15 protein-coding genes are annotated in these 17,332 nt (G+C 71.8%); 12 read left to right on the top strand and 3 right to left on the bottom strand.

The window, feature by feature from the left end; genetic code table 11:
• Positions 1-359: 359 nt before the first annotated feature.
• The gene (locus tag QSK31_RS18390) at positions 360-1,619 is read right to left on the bottom strand and encodes a glycosyl hydrolase (RefSeq protein WP_285685341.1); all 1,260 of its coding nucleotides are present in this window, start codon (positions 1,617-1,619) and stop codon (positions 360-362) included.
• 186 nt (positions 1,620-1,805) lie between these two features.
• Here QSK31_RS18390 and cysC point away from each other — a divergent pair, with 186 nt between their 5' ends.
• From cysC to QSK31_RS18350, 8 genes are all read left to right on the top strand, one after another.
• Positions 1,806-3,314 carry an adenylyl-sulfate kinase gene (gene cysC / locus QSK31_RS18385; RefSeq protein WP_285685411.1) on the top strand — a complete coding sequence of 503 codons (1,509 nt, stop codon included), beginning with the start codon at positions 1,806-1,808 and terminating at the stop codon, positions 3,312-3,314.
• A gap of 226 nt (positions 3,315-3,540) precedes the next feature.
• Positions 3,541-5,256: a Wzz/FepE/Etk N-terminal domain-containing protein gene (locus QSK31_RS18380; RefSeq protein WP_285685340.1), complete on the top strand. Its 1,716-nt coding sequence runs from the start codon at positions 3,541-3,543 to the stop codon at positions 5,254-5,256.
• Positions 5,253-6,623 carry an O-antigen ligase family protein gene (locus QSK31_RS18375; protein ID WP_285685339.1) on the top strand — a complete coding sequence of 457 codons (1,371 nt, stop codon included), beginning with the start codon at positions 5,253-5,255 and terminating at the stop codon, positions 6,621-6,623. Before QSK31_RS18380 ends, QSK31_RS18375 begins: the two co-directional genes overlap by 4 nt.
• Complete coding sequence (locus tag QSK31_RS18370) at positions 6,620-7,828, top strand: hypothetical protein (protein WP_285685338.1); 1,209 nt, start codon at positions 6,620-6,622, stop codon at positions 7,826-7,828. Before QSK31_RS18375 ends, QSK31_RS18370 begins: the two co-directional genes overlap by 4 nt.
• 3 nt (positions 7,829-7,831) lie before the next feature.
• A complete protein-coding gene (locus QSK31_RS18365; protein ID WP_285685410.1) occupies positions 7,832-8,710 on the top strand; it encodes a sulfotransferase in 879 nt (292 codons plus the stop codon).
• Positions 8,707-10,248, top strand: coding sequence for a lipopolysaccharide biosynthesis protein (locus QSK31_RS18360; protein ID WP_285685337.1), 1,542 nt, complete (start codon positions 8,707-8,709; stop codon positions 10,246-10,248). The genes QSK31_RS18365 and QSK31_RS18360 overlap by 4 nt, the downstream gene beginning before the upstream one ends.
• A gap of 9 nt (positions 10,249-10,257) precedes the next feature.
• Entirely contained in the window at positions 10,258-10,989 is a 732-nt protein-coding gene (locus QSK31_RS18355) for a class I SAM-dependent methyltransferase (RefSeq protein WP_285685336.1), read from the top strand.
• Positions 10,986-12,029 (top strand): glycoside hydrolase family 26 protein, encoded by a 1,044-nt coding sequence (locus QSK31_RS18350; RefSeq protein WP_285685335.1) that lies wholly within the window; start codon positions 10,986-10,988, stop codon positions 12,027-12,029. Before QSK31_RS18355 ends, QSK31_RS18350 begins: the two co-directional genes overlap by 4 nt.
• On the opposite strand, the gene QSK31_RS18345 is transcribed toward QSK31_RS18350, so the two are convergent.
• The gene (locus QSK31_RS18345) at positions 12,000-12,782 is read right to left on the bottom strand and encodes a WecB/TagA/CpsF family glycosyltransferase (RefSeq protein ID WP_285685334.1); all 783 of its coding nucleotides are present in this window, start codon (positions 12,780-12,782) and stop codon (positions 12,000-12,002) included. The two genes, QSK31_RS18350 and QSK31_RS18345, sit on opposite strands and share 30 nt — an antisense overlap.
• A gap of 62 nt (positions 12,783-12,844) precedes the next feature.
• Between QSK31_RS18345 and QSK31_RS18340 the strand changes: the two genes are divergently transcribed.
• From QSK31_RS18340 to galT, 4 genes are all read left to right on the top strand, one after another.
• Entirely contained in the window at positions 12,845-13,774 is a 930-nt protein-coding gene (locus QSK31_RS18340; RefSeq protein ID WP_285685333.1) for a sulfotransferase, read from the top strand.
• Entirely contained in the window at positions 13,774-14,688 is a 915-nt protein-coding gene (locus QSK31_RS18335; protein WP_285685331.1) for a glycosyltransferase family 2 protein, read from the top strand. The genes QSK31_RS18340 and QSK31_RS18335 overlap by 1 nt, the downstream gene beginning before the upstream one ends.
• 91 nt (positions 14,689-14,779) lie before the next feature.
• Entirely contained in the window at positions 14,780-15,556 is a 777-nt protein-coding gene (locus QSK31_RS18330; RefSeq protein ID WP_285685409.1) for a DeoR/GlpR family DNA-binding transcription regulator, read from the top strand.
• A complete protein-coding gene (gene galT, locus QSK31_RS18325) occupies positions 15,553-16,641 on the top strand; it encodes a galactose-1-phosphate uridylyltransferase (protein ID WP_285685330.1) in 1,089 nt (362 codons plus the stop codon). The genes QSK31_RS18330 and galT overlap by 4 nt, the downstream gene beginning before the upstream one ends.
• Before the next feature lie 95 nt (positions 16,642-16,736).
• Here the strand turns inward: galT and QSK31_RS18320 are convergent, their stop codons facing one another.
• The gene (locus QSK31_RS18320) at positions 16,737-17,276 is read right to left on the bottom strand and encodes a DM13 domain-containing protein (RefSeq protein WP_285685329.1); all 540 of its coding nucleotides are present in this window, start codon (positions 17,274-17,276) and stop codon (positions 16,737-16,739) included.
• Positions 17,277-17,332: the final 56 nt, after the last annotated feature.

The raw sequence follows: 17,332 nt of genomic DNA, 5'->3' as shown, positions 1-17,332 counted from the left end.
CCCCGGCCGGCCTCCGTCGCGGCCGGTGGTAGGACCGGGCGCCACCCGGCACCGCCAGACCGCTCCCGGCTACCACTCCCGCGGACCGTGGTAGCTCAGCGCGGTATTTCGGCCTGGACCCCGCGCTGACCCACCACCGCGTGCTGGTCCTACCACTCGCGCCTGCTCCTACCACCGACCGCGCCCGGCCACGCCCACGCCCGGCCACGCCCACGCCCGGCCACGCCCACGAGCGGCCACGCCCGCGCCCGGCCACGCCCGCGCCCGGCCGCAGCGACAGCGAGCATGCACCCGCCCGCCTGGCATACCCAGCACCGCGCACCAGCGGCGGCCGACGCCACCCGGCTCCGGGCATTCGGTCAGGACAGGGCGTTGTCGACCTCGACCTGGAAGATCGGGAGGTGGCCGAGCCTGCGGTACGCCGCGAGGGACTCTCTCGTGGCGTCGACGCGGGAGTCCATGCCCTTCTGGTTGTGCGGGGTGTCGAAGTGGACCATGGCTCGGATGTTCTTGAAGCGGGGGATCTGCCGGGCCATGTCCCGGTAGAAGCCGGCCTTGTGGCCGGGGTTCTTCTTCGAGCTCCAGACGCCCCACTCGGCGACCATCAGGGGCTTGTCGGCGTGCCGGTTGACCGCCCAGTTGTAGAAGCCGGGCCAGGTGGGCCGGCTGCCCATCCGGCGGTTGAGCAGTTCGGTGAGGTCGCCGTGGCCATAGCCGGGGTCGCTGTACGCGTACGTGTCGAAGCCGATCCAGTCGACCACGTCGTCGCCGGGGTACATCCGGTCGAACCAGCTCTTCGTGGTGTGCGGCACGTACGCCATGTGGACCAGCACGGTGACCAGGTTGTCGACGCCCCTGGCGCGTAGCCGCTTGACGACGTGCCGGTACATCTTGGCGTAGTCGTCGGCGGTGTAGCCGGAGCCGGACTTCTCCCGGACGTTGTCCTCGGCCTCGTGGTGCACCGTGAAGAAGAACTGTTCGCGGTAGTTCTTCCTGATGTGCTTGGCGAGCCGGTCGAGGTAGGCGTCGGTCTTCTTGTCGCCCTCGGCGATCTCCTCCCAGGACGCCCCGACCGGTTTCCAGTTGAGGAAGAGCAGCCGTTCGCGGCCCCTCTCGCGGGCGATCCCGATCTCCTCCTTCGTCGGGAAGAGCTGCTTCTCGCCGCGGTGGTAGGCGTGGTAGATGTCCTGGTGCCGCTCGGTCTTGCGTTCGAAGGCGGCGAGCGCCACGGCTCCGCGCTGCTCGGTGAACGCGCCGGGGGCCACGCCCCAGAGGATGCCGCAGGTGGGCACCAGCTTCTCGCCGGTGCGGCAGGAGGGGTTGCGCACCGGCGGTGCCGGGTGCGGCCTTCTGTCCGGCCCGGCGGTGGAGGGCGCGGCGGTGGTGGGCCGGCCCGGGAGACCTTGATCGGGTACGGCGGGCACGCCCGGCTCGGGCGCGGTGGGGTCGATCCAGCCGTTGCTCGGATCCACGTGCACGGTCGGGCTGCCGTCGGCGGCGGATCCGGGGCCGGAGGCGCCGGGGTGGCTGTACGGCAGCGGGATCCCGAGTTCGTCGACGCCGCCGGTCCATGCCCAGGCGAGGGTGGTGACCACGGACAGCGCGAATGCCGTGGTCACAGCGGCCAGATGAAGGAGCCGCAAGCGGCGGGGGCGTCTCACGATCGCCCAGTATTCGACCTGTTGTCCGTTTTGTCTAACATGTGCCCCGGGAAGGTGACGATCGAGCCCGGCTCGACCGGATCAGCCCATGCTGCGAAACTGTCCTCCAGTCGGCTCCAGGGGGATGTGACGGTGAACGGTTCGATGCTGCCCGAGGATGTGGTGCGCGACGCCCCGTCGTACACGCCACGGCCCCATGAGCTGGCGGATCTCGAGCTGTTGCTCTCCGGGGCCTATGCGCCGCTCACCGGCTTTCTCGGCCGGGCCGATCTGACCGCGCTGCGGCGGACCGGCCGGCTCGCCGACGGAACGCGGTGGCCGGTCGCGGTGACGCTCGAGATTCCGGCCGAGATGGCCGCGAGGCTCGACCCGGACGATCCGATACGCCGGGCCGTGGTGATCACCGACCCGGAGGGTGCGCCGGTCGCCGCGATCGAGGTGACCGACACCTGGCCCACCAAGGACGGTCTCGCCGCGGTCGGCGGGGCGGTCCGCCGGATGGGCGACGGCGGGCACGGCCCGTTCCAGCGGCTGCGGCGTACCCCGGAAGAGGTGAAGGCGCTGCTGCCTCCGGGTCGCGTGCTCGGGGTGATCGCCGACCGGCCGCTGCACCGCCCGCAGCTGGCGCAGATCGCGCACGCCGCGCGCACGCTGGCCGCGCACCTGCTGATCTTCATCCCGGTGACCGGCCCGGGTCCGGAGGGCCTGCCGCCGGAGTCGCTGGTGCGGGCGATCTTCGCGGCCCGCGACCGGATGCCCCCGGCCACGATCGTGGCGGTCCCGCTGGTCGCGCGGGGCGACGAGATGCGCGACGCCCTGCTGCGCGCGCGGGTGGCCCAGTCGTACGGCGTCACGCACGTGCTGTCCACCGGCGAGATGCTGTCCGGCGGCGGCCTGCGGGTGCTGGTGCCGCGGGAGCTGGCGTACGACAACCGCGACGGCCAGTGGCGCTGGCGCGACGACATCCCGCCGCGCAACCGCCGGCTGGCGATGACCATCGCGGAGATCAACGACACCCTGGACCGCGGCTTCCCGCTGCCCGAGTGGCACACCCCGCCCGCGGTGGCCAAGGAGATGGCCCGGATGCGCCCGGCCCGGCGCTTCCGCGGTCTGGTGGTGTTCTTCACCGGCTTCTCCGGTTCCGGCAAGTCGACCGTGGCGCGGGGTCTCGCCGACCGGCTGCGCGAGGACGGCGAGCGCACGATCACGCTGCTGGACGGCGATGTGGTGCGCCGCGAGCTCTCGGCGGGGCTGGGCTTCAGCAAGGCCGACCGGGACCGCAACGTACGCCGGATCGGCTGGGTGGCGGCCGAGGTGGGCCGGCACCACGGGATGGCCATCGCCTGCCCGATCGCGCCGTACGAGTCGGCCCGCGCCGCGTCCCGCCGGAGTGCGATGGAGGCCGGCGCCGGATTCGTGCTGGTGCACGTCAACACCCCGCTCGAGGTGTGCGAGCAGCGCGACCGCAAGGGCCTCTACGCCCGCGCCCGGGCCGGCCAGCTGCGCGGCCTGACCGGCATCGACGACCCGTACGAGGTCCCGACGGACGCCGAGCTCACGATCGACACCACGACGATCACCATCCCCGAGGCCATCGACTCGGTGCTGGCCTACCTCGTCGAGAACGGCTGGGTCGAGCCCAAACTGCCGTAGGCAGGAGGAGCGCAACCAATCACGCACGTGGAGCGAAGCGACCCTCGGCGGGAGCGACGGTCAGCACCACCCACCCACCTACGACATCGATCTTGTCTTTTTCCTTGAATCAAGACCAGTTCGGCTCAATGAGTTACGCGAACGCAGAAAGCCCGTTTACCCCTCGTGGGGCGAAACGCCCGATCTGCCGACCGAACAACTCACCCCCGAAAGGGCCGCCGAACCGATGGAAGCGACTCGCCCCGGATCCGCCGACCTCTCGCACTACGTCGGCATGGTCCGTCGCCACTGGTGGGTCGTGCTGGCGGCGACCGGCGCCGGCCTAGGCCTGGGCGCGGCGCTGACCAGCACGCTGCCCAAGGTGTACGAGTCGAGCACGTCGGTGCTGGTGCAGGCCGTCGAGCAGGACACCAACCAGTCCGGCGGACGCACCAAGGGCTCGATCAACCTGGACACCGAGGCGCAACTGGTCGGCTCGGGCGCGGTGGCGGTGAAGGCGGCCGCCCTGCTGCGCAGCGGGGTCAACCCGCTCGAACTGGCGCACGACGTCTCGGTGGAGGTACCGGCCAACACCACCGTGCTGGTGATCCGCTTCGAGGCGGACACGCCGCAGAAGGCGCAGGCCGGGTCGCACGCGTTCGCCGAGGCGTACCTGCGGAACCGGGAGCAGACCGCGCGCAGCGGCCTGGACTCGCAGATCAAGTCGCTGTCGCTGAAGATCCGGCAGCTGACCACCAACCTGACCTCGATCAACGGGCGGCTGGCCAACTCCCTGCAGGGCAGCTCGGAGCGGGCCAACCTGGAAAGCTTGCGCAGCAACTCGCAGAACCAGCTGAACTCGATGACCGGGCGGCTGAACGAGCTGACCACGACGACGGTGGCGGCCGGCAGCATCATCAGTGACGCCCGGGTTCCGGAGGAGCCGACCAGCCCGAACGCGATGGTGAACATCGCCACCGGAACGATGCTCGGCCTGCTCGCCGGGCTGGTGCTGGCGTTCGCCCGGGAGCGGCTGGACCGCCGGCTACGGACCGCGGCGGACGTGCGGGACCGGGCCCGGATGCCGGTGCTGGCCGCGCTGGACGAGCGGACCACGCCGCACTTCGACGACGTGCTCCAGCCGTACGGGCCGGGCGGGCGAGTCTTCAACCGGCTGCGCAACGAGGTGCTGGCCAGCCTCGACCCGAGCGACAAGATCATCGTGGTGACCGGCGCCAGCCGCGGGTCGGCGAGCACGCTGGTCGCGGCGAACCTGGCGGCCGCGCTGGCGCGTACCGGCAGCGACGTGGTGCTGATCGGCGCGCACCTGCCGGACAGCATGGTGGACGCGGCGCCGCTGGCCCGGATGCTCGGCGTCAACGCCGTGCCGGGCCTCTCCGACCTGCTGGCCGGGCGGACCGCGCTGAGCCGGGCGATGCAACGGACCCCGCGCATCCCGTCGCTGCGGGTGATCACCACCGGCGGCGCGGCGACCGCGGCCGGGCTGATGCAGTCGCAACGGCTGCGGGACACGCTGGAGGCGCTGCGCCGGCAGACCGGGTACGTGGTCATCGAGGCGCCGTCCACCAGCAGCAGCGCCGACGCGCAGAGCCTGGCCAGCCTGGCCGACGCGGCGATCCTCGCGGTCGAGCTGCGCAAGGCGCGCCGCCCGATGCTGGTGGACGCGGCCGAGCAGCTGCGCCGGGTGGGCACCCCGCTGCTGGGCGCGGTGGTGCTGCCGCGGCTGACCGGGCTGCGCGCCGCCGAGATCCACCCGCCGGCCGTCGCGCTGACCCCGCCGATGCAGAGCCGCGGCCCGTCGCCGGAGGACACGGCGATCCTGGACGCCGAGAAGACCATGCGCCTGGCCAACCGCCCGGCGCCCCGCAAGAGCGTGGACGAACCGCCGACCGCGGTGATCGAGCTCGCGCCGCTCAAGCAGGACGGCGAGAAGGACGAGTGACGGTCCTCGCCCCGCCCTTACGGACGCAGAAGACCCTCGCTCCCCTCCCGGCCTGGCCGATCACCGCGATCCTGGCGCTCTATCCACTGTGGTGGGCTCTCGGGCTGGGCGTGCTGATCTTCCCGATCATGGCCCTCCCGATGCTGGTCATGCTGCTCAAGCGGCGGGCGGGCGGGCGACGGCTGCTGATGCCGCCGGGGTTCGCCTGGTGGGGGCTGTTCCTGGCGGCGGTCGTGGTGAGCGTCGCGGCGCTCGGCGTCGACCCGCCGGGCACGGTCGCCGAGCACGCCTCGGACCGGCTGATCTCGGTCGGCTACCGGCTGACGCTCTACCTGACGATGACCGTCCTGCTGCTCTACGCCGGGAACCTCACCGAGACCGAGTTGCCGCGGCGCCGGCTGGTGAAGCTGCTCGGCTGGCTGTTCGTGGTGACCGTCGGGGGCGGACTGCTGGGCATGTTCGCCGGGTCGTTCGAGTTCACCTCGCCGGTGGAGTGGCTGCTGCCGCAGAGCGTCCGGAGCAAGGGCTTCGTGCAGTCACTGGTCCATCCGTACGCGGCGCAGATCATGGACCTGGTCGGTGGCGACAAGCCCCGCCCGGCCGCGCCGTGGGGCTACACCAACACCTGGGGCAACAACTTCTGCCTGCTGGCCGGCTGGCTGGTGGTCGCCGCCTGGGCGTCCAAGCGGCTGGGCCCCAAGGTGTTCGCCGTCGGCTGCCTGGGCATCGCGATCGCCCCCGCGGTGGTGTCGCTGAACCGCGGCCTGTGGATCGGCCTCGGCGTGCTGATCCTCTACGTCGCCTTCCGCTACGTGCTGCTCGGCAAGCTCTGGATCATCGGCGCGGTCGCGGTCGCCGGGGCCGCCCTGCTGGTGGCACTGCTGGCCAGCCCGCTGGGCGACACGGTGAACGCGCGGCTGGACAACGGCAAGTCCAACGGCGTGCGGTCGTTCCTGATGGAGCGGGCGATCGACGGCTTCCTCGACTCGCCGGTGATCGGGTACGGCTCCACCCGCAACACGATCGGCGGCCGCAACTCGATCACCGTCGGCGAGAGCGCGAGCTGCGAACGCTGCGGCAACTTCACGGTCGGCGGCAACGGCCAGCTGTGGCAGCTGATGTTCGCGCACGGCGCCGCCGGGACGATCGGCTACCTCGGTTTCTTCCTGTACGGCCTGTGGCGGTTCCGCCGCGACCGCAGCCCGATCGGCATCGCCGCGAGCGCCTCGATCGTCACCTCGTTCTCCGCGATGCTCTGGTACAACTCGCTGGCCACCCCCCTGGCCTTCATGGTTCTGGCCTTCGCGCTGCTCTGGCGCAACGACGCAGGGCTCGTTGGGAAACGAGCCCTGAAGGGGGATGCATGAGTCCAGTCAAGACCGCTCCGGCAGCGCTGACAGCCGGTGACGCCGCACTCCGCGCGCAGTACCTGACCGAGGTCATCGACCTCCTTTATCCCACCAACGGCGAGGGTGATCAGGTCGCGGAGTACTACGTGGTGCCCGACGCGCGCCGGCCGCGCCTGCTGGTGCCGGCCGGGTCGCGCAAGGTCGCCGCGGCCGCCGTCCGGCGGTACGCCGAACCGCAGTCGCGCGCCGCCCGGCTCAAGCGGGACGCGGTGGTCGCCGCGCTGCGGACCGGGGCGTCCGGGGTCCTGCTCCGCGACCGCATCAAGGTGACCGGGCCGGAGAGCGTCGACGGGCACCTGCGCGAGGCGCTCGGCCGTGAGCTGGCCGTGAGCATCCACATCGGACCCGCGCGGGCGAACCGTAAACCGGTGCTGCAGCTGATCAGCCCGGAGGGCGAGACGTTCGGCTTCGGCAAGCTGGGCACCGGTCCGCTCACCCAGCGCCTGGTCCGGGCCGAGACCAACGCGCTGATCGCGTTGCAGCGCTCGGGGCTGACCAAGCTGACCGTGCCGACCGTGCTGCACGCCGGGCAGTGGCGCGGCCTGCAGGTGCTGGTGCAGTCGGCGCTGCCGGTGTGGTTGCCGCGTGCCCCGCTGACCCCGCGCCGGTTGGCCGCGGCGATGGTCGACATCGCCGGGTGCTGCGGATACACCGCGGGGCAGCTGGTCGGCAGCCCGTACTGGACCGAGCTGCGCGCCCGCCTGGCGTCGGTGCAGGACCGGCCGGAGGGGGTCGCGCTGGGTGCGGCGGCCGAGCTTCTGGTGCGGCAGTCCGGGGCGACGACCTTCCGGTACGGGGCGTGGCACGGCGACTGGGCCCCGTGGAACATGGCCAACCTGACCGATGCGCTGCTGGTCTGGGACTGGGAGCGGTTCGCGCAGGGCGTGCCGGTCGGCTTCGACGCCGTGCACCACGCGTTGCAGCGGCGGATCCAGTCCACCGGCGACGCGAAGGACGCCGTGGAGGCGACCGTACGCCAGGCCGCCGAACTGCTCGCACCGTTCGCCGTGGCGCCGGAGGCCCGTGAGCTGACCGCGCTGCTCTACCTGGTCGACCTGGCCGCCCGTTATCTGACCGATCGCCAGGCCGAGGCCGGCGCCCGCCTGGGCGTGCTCGGTACCTGGCTGCTGCCGGTGCTGATCCGCCGGGTCGAGGAGCTGTAGATGATCGACGTACGCAAGATGCCCCTGCCGGTCAAGCGGGTGGTGCACCTGGGATCCCGGTCGTACGGCCGGCTCACCTCGCCGGCCCGGATGAAGCCGTCGTTCCTGATCTGCGGCGGCCAGCGGTGCGGCACCACGTCGCTGTACCGGGCGCTGGCCGCGCACCCGGCGATCCTCAAGGCGGTGCTGCACAAGGGCGTGCACTACTTCGACACGTCCTACCGCCGGGGCATGTCCTGGTACCGCGCGCACTTCCCGCTGCAGCGCACCGCCGACAAGATCCAGCAGCGGTACGGGGTGCCGGCGCAGACCTTCGAGTCCAGCCCGTACTACATGTACCACCCGCAGGCGGTTGCCCGGATCGCCCAGGATCTGCCGGACACCAAGCTGATCGTGCTGGTCCGTGACCCGGTGGAGCGCGCGTACTCGCAGCATCACCACGAGGTGGCGCGCGGCTTCGAGCGGGAACGCGACTTCGGCAACGCGCTCGCCCTGGAACCGGCCCGGCTGCACCGCCAGGAGGAGCGGCTGGCCCAGGACCCGGGCTACTACAGCTTCGCCCACCAGCACCACGCCTACCGCGGCCGCGGCGAGTACGCCCGCTACCTCGGCGTGATGGCCCAGCACGTCGGCCGGGAGCGGATCCACGTGGTGGAGAGCGAACGCTTCTTCAGCCATCCCGAGGAGGTGTACGACGAGGTGCTGACCTACCTCGGCCTCCCGACGCACCTGGACCGGCCGGAGTTCGAGCGGCACAACGCCCGCCCCCGGCAGTCCGACATGGACCCGGGGATCCGCGCCGAACTGACCTCGCACTACTCCTCGCACGACGAGGCGCTGGCGATGTGGCTGGACCGCCTACCAGTCTGGCGTTCCCGGTGACCGCCACGGCGATCGCCGAGAAGGGCAGACACGGCGCGGCCCGCGGCGGGCTGGCCAACATGGCCGGGATGGCGCTGGCCGGCGCGACCGGCGTGCTGGTCACCTGGATCGTCGCCCGGTCGCTGGGCGCCGAACAGGCCGGCGCGTTCTTCGCCGCCACCGCCGCGTTCGTGCTCGGCGGTGGCCTGGCCAAGCTGGGTACGCAGACCGGCCTGGTCTACTGGCTCAGCCGGTTGCGGGCCACCGGGCGCACCCAGCTGCTCGGCTCTTGCCTGCGTACCGGGCTGACCCCGGTGATCCTGCTGTCCGGCCTGATCGGCGCCGCCCTGTGGCTGGCCGCCCCGGCGGTGGCCCGGCTCACCGCGGACGAGTCGCCGCACGTGTTCGCCGAGCACGTGCTGGGGCTGCGGGTGCTGGCCGTCTTCCTGCCGCTGTCCGCGCTCGCCGACGTGCTGCTCACCGCCACCCGCGGCTACCGTCTGATGCGGCCGACCGTGATGCTCGACCGGGTCCTCCGCAGCACGCTGCAGTTGCTGCTGGTGGCCGGGGCGGGCGTCGCGGCCCTGTGGACAACGGTCGAGCTGCCGATGTTCGCGCTGGCCTGGGCGGTGCCCTATCTGCCGGTGGCGATCCTGGCCGCGTTCGCGCTGCGCAACACGTACCGGGCCGGGCGGCCGGACGAGTCGCGCACCCGCCGGGTCGAGCGCCGGGAGCTGCGTCGCGGGTTCTGGCGGTTCACCGCGCCGCGCGCCCTGGCCAGCGTCGCCCAGCTCGCCGTGCAGCGGGTGGACGTGTTGCTGGTCGCCGCGCTCGGCGGGCTCGCCGCGGCCGCGGTGTACGCGGTGGCCGGCCGTTTCGTGATCCTGATCCAGTTCGCCAACCAGGGTGTCTCGCAGTCGGTGCAGCCACGCCTGGCGGAGGCGCTGGCGACCGGCGACCGGGACACCGCCAACGACCTCTACCGCACCGCGACCGGCTGGCTGGTCCTGGTGACCTGGCCGATCAACCTGCTGGTCATCCTGTTCGCCCCGATCTACCTGGGCCTGTTCGGCGAGCAGTACCGCGCGGGCGCGCCGGTGGTCGTGGTGCTGGCCTGCGCGATGCTGGTGGCGACCGGATGCGGCATGGTCGACATGGTGCTCTCGATGGCCGGGCGCACCTCGTGGAATCTCGCCAACGTGCTGGTCGCGCTGGGCCTGACGATCGGGCTGGACCTGCTGCTGATCCCCCGCCTGGGCGCGATGGGGGCGGCGCTCGGCCTGGCCGGCGCGATGCTGGCGAACAACCTGCTGCCGCTGCTCCAGGTGGCCCGGCACGCGCGGCTGCATCCGTTCGGCGCCGGCACGCTGACCGCCGCGGCGCTGTCCGTGGCGTGCTTCGGGGTGCTGCCCCGGCTGGTCACCACGGTGCTCGGCTACGGACCGGCCGCTCTCTCGCTGGCACTGGCGATCGCCGTGCCGGCCTTCTGCTTCGGCGCCTGGCTGTTCCGTGAGCGGCTGGCGCTGACCGCCTTCCGATTCCGCCGCACGCCCCCCTGAGGAGGAACCGTGTCCACCGACTACACCAAGGTGTTCCAGGACGCCGAGGCTGTCGAGAAGTACGAGAGTGTGACCTACGCGCCGGACACCTACGCGTCCCGCATCAACGAGCGGCAGCGGGCGTACCTGCGTGGCCTGGTGACCCGGGAGTTCGACGGCCGGCCGCCGGTGCAGCACGACTTCGCCTGCGGCACCGGCCGGGCCATCCGTACGCTGCACGGCCTGGTCCGGGCCGCGCACGGCTACGACACCTCGGCCGAGATGATGGCCAAGGCCGCCGAGGTGGGCTCGCGGGCCGAGTTCCACCAGGTTGCGGCGGACGGCCCGGTGCCCGAGCCGGTGCCCGCCGCGCTGCCCGCGATCGTCACCATGTTCCGGCTGCTGCTCAACGTGGACGCCGGCGTGCGGGACCGGGCGCTGGCCTTCGCGGCGAAGGTCCTGCCCACGCCACGGTCCGGCATGCTGGTGGTGGAGAACCACGGCAACGCCCGGTCGGTCCGGCACCTGCGGGCGCGGCGGCACAGCGGGAAGCAGTGGTTCGCCGAGTTGTCCCACCAGCAGGTCGGCGAGTTGCTGGGCCGGCACGGGTTCGAGATCGTCGAGCGGCGCGGCTTCTCGATGCTCACCCCGTCGCTGCACGAGCATCCGCTGGCGCGGGCGGCGGACGCGGCGGCGCGGAGGTTCCCCGGCTCCGACGCGTTCGCGGTGAACGTCCTCTACGCGGCACGGCGCGTCGGATGAGGCGGCTCGCGCTCGTCCTGGTCCTGGTCCTGCTGGTCGCCGGGTGCACCACCCCGGACCAGAAACAACCCGCCCCGGCGCCCTCGGCCGACCTCGGCAAGCCTCCGCCCGGTGTCGCGGTCAATCCCGGACCGTTCGAGGCCGGCCCGTTCGAGGCCCCGGAGAAGGGCGCCTACCTGGGCGCCTGGATCAAGCCCGAGTCGCTCACCCACGCCGGCCGGATCGAGGCCGTGAACGGGCTGGAGGACGACCTCGGCCGGCGGCTGAACATCCTGAACACGTACCGCCGCTTCGAGCAGATGGTCGGCACCGAGAGCGACCAGGAGTTCCTGAACACCGGCGCGGATCTGATGATCAGCTGGGCGACCGGCGACAACCGGTCCATCGTGGACGGCGAGCACGACCGGACCATCCGGGAGCAGGCCCGCGCGATCCGCAAGGTGGACAAGCCGGTGCTGCTGCGGATGCGCTGGGAGATGGATCGGCCCAACCTGCAGGCCACCATGTGGTCCGGCGCCGACTACATCGCCGCCTGGAAGTACGTCCGGAGGATCTTCGCCGAGGAACGCACGACGAACGTGTCCTGGGTGTGGTGCCCGACCGCCGAGGGTTTCGTCCGGGGCAACGCACCCGAGTTCTACCCCGGCGACGACCAGGTCGACTGGACCTGCGTGGACGTCTACGCCGGCAGCAAGTTCCAGCCGATCGGGCAGCTGATGGGCCCGTTCCTCACCTGGGCGGCGCAGCGGCCCAAGCCGATCATCGTCGGCGAGTTCGGGGTGGCCAAGGCGTGGGGCTCGTCGAGCCGGGCCGCGTGGCTGAAGGACGCGGCCCGGACGTTCAAGGCGAACCCGCAGATCAAGGGGGTCGCCTACTTCGAGTCCGACCCCGAGGGCAACGGGCCGAATCAGCAGTTCCAGCTGACCGGGGACAAGGCCGCCTTCCAGTCGTTCAAGAAGATGACCAAGGACCCGTACTTCGACCAGATTCCCCCGCACGGCGGGCCCGGTTCAGCGGCGCGTGGCCGCCGCGGTGAGTAGCCGCAGGGCGTAGGGCGCGTCGTGCTTGAGGTAGCGACCGGCCAGGCGCCCCGGCTCGGTGGTCAGCCGGTGCGCCCACTCCAGGCCGGTCCGCTGCATCCAGCGCGGCGCGCGGTCCACGTCCCCGGCGACGAAGTTCACCGCCGCGCCGCAGCCGATGAACCAGGTGTCCGGCAGGCCCTCGCGCAGCTTGGTGATGACCTTCTCCTGCTTCGGGAAGCCGAGGCCGACGAAGACCAGGTCCGGCTGTGCGGCGGTCACGGCGGCCCGGAACTCGGCGTAGACCTTGCGATCCCGTTCGAAGCCGTACTCCGGGCACAGCGTCCCGGCGATCCGCAGTCCCGGGCAGTCCTCGGCGAGCCGCCGCGCCGCCCTGGTCGCGCCGTCCGCCGCCTCTGCCGTGGCCGGGTTGCCGCCGATCACGAAGATCGACCGCCCGTCCCGGCCGAGGCCCGCGGACAGTGACCAGATCAGGCTGCTGCCCGCGACCCGTTCGGGCAGCGGCGTGCCGCTCAGCCGGCTGGCCCAGACCAGCGGCATCCCGTCCGCGACGATCAGGTCCGCGTCGTCCAGGTAGCCGCGTACCCGCTTGTTCACCTGCGCCTGCCGCAGGATGTCGACGTTCGGGGTCATGATCCGTCCGCCTCGGCCGGATGCGATGGCCTCGCGCACCACGGCGACCACCTCGCACTCGGTGATCCGGTCGAATCCCGTTCCGTCCAGCTGAACCCGGTCGAATGCCTCAACGCTCACTCCACGCCTCCTTCAACGTCCTTCGCTCGTTATAGGAGCGAAACGAGCGAAGGCGGGACAAAGTGGCACGAGTGCTCTACCTCGGCGGTCTGGGCCGCAGCGGGACCACGCTCGTCGAACGACTGCTCGGCGAGCTCCCGTCGGTCTGCGCGCTCGGCGAGATCGTGCACCTGTGGCAGCGCGACATCCTCGACAACGAGCGCTGCGGGTGCGGCGCCAGGTTCGCCGCCTGCACGTTCTGGAAGCGGGTCGGCGAACGCGCCTTCAACGGCTGGGGCAACGTCGACGTGGCGCGCGTGCACGCCCTTCAGGACCTGGTGGAGCGCACCCGGCACATCCCCCGGCTCGCCGCCGGGCAGATGCCGATGGACGAGGTGCGCGAGTACGCCGGCTACTACGCCAAGGTCTACGCCGCGGCTGCCGAGGTGTCCGGCTCGAGCGTGGTGGTCGACTCGTCCAAGCACAGCGCCCTGGCCCACGTGCTGCGCTTCGCCGATGACCTGGACCTGCGTGTCGTGCACGTGGTGCGGGACGCGCGCGGGGTGGCGTACTCGTGGACCAAGACCGTCGCCCGGCCGGAGACCGACGGCGCCGAGGAGATGACCCGCTACTCCCCCGGCCGCTCGGCGCTGCTCTGGAACGCGCACAACGCCGCGTTCGGCCTGCTCGCCCGGCGCGGCGTCGCGGTCGAACGGGTCCGCTACGAGGAGCTCCTCACCGACCCACGGGCCGCCCTGCAAAGGCTGGCCGGCTTCGCCGGGCTGAGCCTCGTACCCGAGGATCTGGATTTTCTCGGGCCCGGCCAGGCCGATCTCGGTGTCGGGCACAGCGCCGCCGGAAACCCGATGCGTTTCACCGTCGGCCGGGTGCAGTTGCGCCGGGACGACGCGTGGCGGTCCGCGCTGCCACCCGCCCAGCGCCGGATGGTCAGCACCGTGTGCGGCCCGATACTCCGGGCGTACGGATACCCCCTCTCCCAGAAGGAGGCGTGATGAACTGGCCGTCCGTCGGCGTCGTGATCCCCACCCGGAACCGCCCCGAGCTGGTGCGCAAGACCATCGCCGGGGTCCGGGACCAGCGTTACCCCGGCGAGGTCAAGGTGGTCGTCGTGTACGACCAGACCGAGCCGGACTACCTGCTCGCCTGCACCGAGGGCACCCAGGTGCTGGTGCTCACCAACTGGCGCACCCCCGGCCTGGCCGGCGCCCGCAACACCGGCATCCTCTCGCTGGACACCGAGCTGGTGGCGTTCTGCGACGACGACGACCTCTGGCGCCCCGACAAGCTCCGCCGGCAGGTTGCAGCCCTGCTCGCCGAGCCGGACGCCGAGTTCGCGACCTGCGCGATCGAGGTCGAGTACGAGGACAAGGTCACGCCCCGCCTGGCCGGGCGCAGCCGGGTCACGATCGACGAGCTGGCCCGCTCCCGGATGGCGATGCTGCACTCGTCGTCGTTCCTGATGCGCCGCGAGGCCCTGGCCGAGGACGCGGTCGGCATGGTCGCCGAGGACGCCCCGGGCAGCCAGAACGAGGACTGGGACCTGCTGCTGAGGGCGGCCCGGCGGCGGCCCATCGTGCACCTGGACGAGCCCCTGGTCCGGGTGCTGTGGGGCCGCACCAGCCACTACGCGTACGAGTACGCCACCAAGATCTCCTCGCTGCGCTGGATGATGCAACGCCACCCGGAGATCAGCGGCTGCCGCCCGGGCGCCGCCCGCGTCTACGGCCAGCTGGCCTGCTGGTCCGCGGCGTCCGGCAACCGCAGCGCCGCCTGGCAGTTCAGCAAGGAGGCGGTCCGCGCCAACTGGAAAGAGCCGCGCACCGCGATCGCGCTGGCCGCCATGACCGGGGCGGTCAAGGTGGAGAACGTGCTGTCGGCTCTGCACAAGCGCGGACGAGGTATCTGACGTCACCCTTTTCCACACAGCCGACAGCCAGGTAGTGTTCAGGTGTGTGCGAAATAGTTCGGTTCCCGTATCGTAACGCGGCGTGTCGCTGATGCTCGCGCAGCAGCGACAGGCTGCCATCCTCGATCGGGTGCGCGCCGCGGGCGGCGTGCGCGTCAGTGAGCTCGCCGCCGAGTACGGCGTCTCCGACATGACCATCCGCCGCGACCTCGAGTCGCTCGCCGACCGCGGGCTGCTGGCGAAGGTACACGGCGGAGCGACCACGGTCAGTCCGGGCTCGGCGCACGAGCCCGGCTTCGCCGCCAAGTCGGTCCGGCAGCAGGGGGAGAAAGCGGCGATGGCCGTCCGGGCCGCCGCGCTGGTGTCCCCCGGCGACGCGATCGCCCTCTCGGCCGGCACCACCACCGCCGGCCTGGCCCAGCGCCTGGTCGACGTCCCGTCACTGACGGTGGTGACCAATTCGATCCCGGTCGCCGACATCTTCTACCGGGCCGGCCGCCCCGACCAGACGGTCGTGCTGACCGGCGGCACCCGCACACCCTCCGACGCGCTGGTCGGCCCGGTGGCCGTCGCCGCGATCGGCACCCTGCACCTGGACATGCTCTTCCTCGGCGTGCACGGCATGAGCGAGCGCGCCGGCTACACCACGCCCAACCTGATGGAGGCCGACGTCAACCGAGCCCTCGTGGAGGCGGCCGAGCGCCTGGTCGTCCTCGCCGATCACACCAAGTGGGGCACGGTCGGCATCTCGTCGATCGTTCCCCTGGAGCGCGCCGACATCGTGATCACCGACGAGGGCCTGGACGACTCCGCCCGCGCCGTGCTGCTCGAGCAGGTGGCCGAGCTCGTCGTGGTGAGCGCCTCGTGACGATCGCGCAGCGCACCCCGATCCGGCTGTCCGACGGCCGCGAGCTCGTCTACTTCGACGAGACCGCCGGCCACGACCGCAACGCCTGGCCGGACAAGCGCGACCTGCCGACCCCGCCGGCCGCGTCCCAGCTACGGCACGACCCGCTGGTCGACGAGTGGGTGGCGGTCGCCGCACACCGGAACACCCGCACGTTCCTGCCGCCCAGCGACAAGTGCCCGCTGTGCCCGTCCACCCCCGAGTTCGCCACCGAGATCCCGGCGCCCGACTACGACGTGGTGACGTTCGAGAACCAGTTCCCGTCGTTCAGCGAGCGCGTGCACCCCGACGAGATCTCACAGGTCACCGACCTCGTCCCGGTCCGTCCCGGCATCGGCCGCTGCGAGGTGGTCTGCTTCACCAGCGACCACAACAGCAGCTTCGGCGCCCTGACCCCGGCCCGGGTCCGCACGGTCGTCGACGTCCTGGCCGACCGCACCACCGAGCTGTCCGCCATGGACGGCGTGCGGCAGGTCTTCCCGTTCGAAAACCGTGGCATCGAGATCGGCGTGACCCTGAGTCACCCACACGGACAGATCTACGCGTACCCGATGGTCACGCCCCGCACCCGGCTGATGCTGACCGCCGCGGCCAAGCACCACCGGGCCACCGGCAACTCGCTCTACGCCGACGTCCTGGCCGCCGAGCAACGGTCCGGTGCCCGGGTGGTCGCCGCCAACGAGCACTGGACGGCCTACGTCCCGGCGGCGGCCCGCTGGCCCTTCGAGGTGCACGTCGCCCCGCACCGGCACCTGCCCGACATCCCCGCCCTGTCGGACGCCGAACGCGACGCCTTCGCCCCGCTCTACCTGGATGTCCTGCGCCGTTTCGACGCGCTCTTCGGCAAGCCGATGCCGTACATCTCGGGCTGGCACCAGGCGGTCACCGGCGAGGGCCGCGACCTCGGCTACCTGCACCTGCAGCTGTTCAGCATCCGCCGGGCCGCCGACAAGCTCAAATACCTGGCCGGCTCGGAGTCCGCGATGGGCGCCTTCATCAACGACATCGTCCCCGAGAAGGCCGCCCAACTGCTGAAAGACCTTTAGGGGTACGGGCGCGGCACAGCACCGTTCCCACTCCGCGACCCCGTCGGGCGAAAGGCCGTGAACGCGCCTTTCGCGCGACGGGTGGGTCGGCCCGCTCAGGCGAGCGCGGCAGCGCCGAAGGACACCGAGAACCGCTTGCACCAGATGCTCACGCTGCGGAAATCCGCCGGGTCCACGGAGGCGTCGAGGGCGTAGACCTGGTCGCCGCGATTCCCCTTGAGACGGCCCAGTTCGACGTGCTCGCCGTCGTCGAACACCCGCCAGCCGTCGCGCCCGGCGAGGACCGGCCGGTCGGTGAGCCAGACCCGCAGATCCGGTCCGTCACTCGTGTCCAGCCCGATCAGCTCGACCTGATGGCTGCCGTCGGGGTTGCGGACCAGCCGGGCGCTGCCGGTGGTGTCGTGCTCGTGGGTCACGAACGATCCCTGCGCGAGGACAGTGGCCCGCCGGGGCGCCTCCGCCGCCTTCACAGGAGCCGCTTTTGCAGGCGCCGCCGACTCTGCCGGAGCCGCCGACTCGACCGCCGACAGCGACTCACGCACCGTCGTATCGGTGGCCAGGCGCCACGGCTGGAACCAGAACAGCGCGGCCGCAAGCCCCACGGAAATGACGACGACCAAGGCGACACGTCTCATGGGTCAAGTCAACCGGCAGTCCACCGCGAACGACAGCACGCCCGCGCTTACGAACC

It is taken from the genome of Actinoplanes sp. NBRC 103695, from assembly GCF_030269485.1.
Taxonomy (GTDB): Bacteria; Actinomycetota; Actinomycetes; order Mycobacteriales; family Micromonosporaceae; genus Actinoplanes.
The sequence above is the reverse complement of the archived record's forward strand: the minus strand, read 5'-3'. Positions and strand labels throughout refer to the sequence as shown.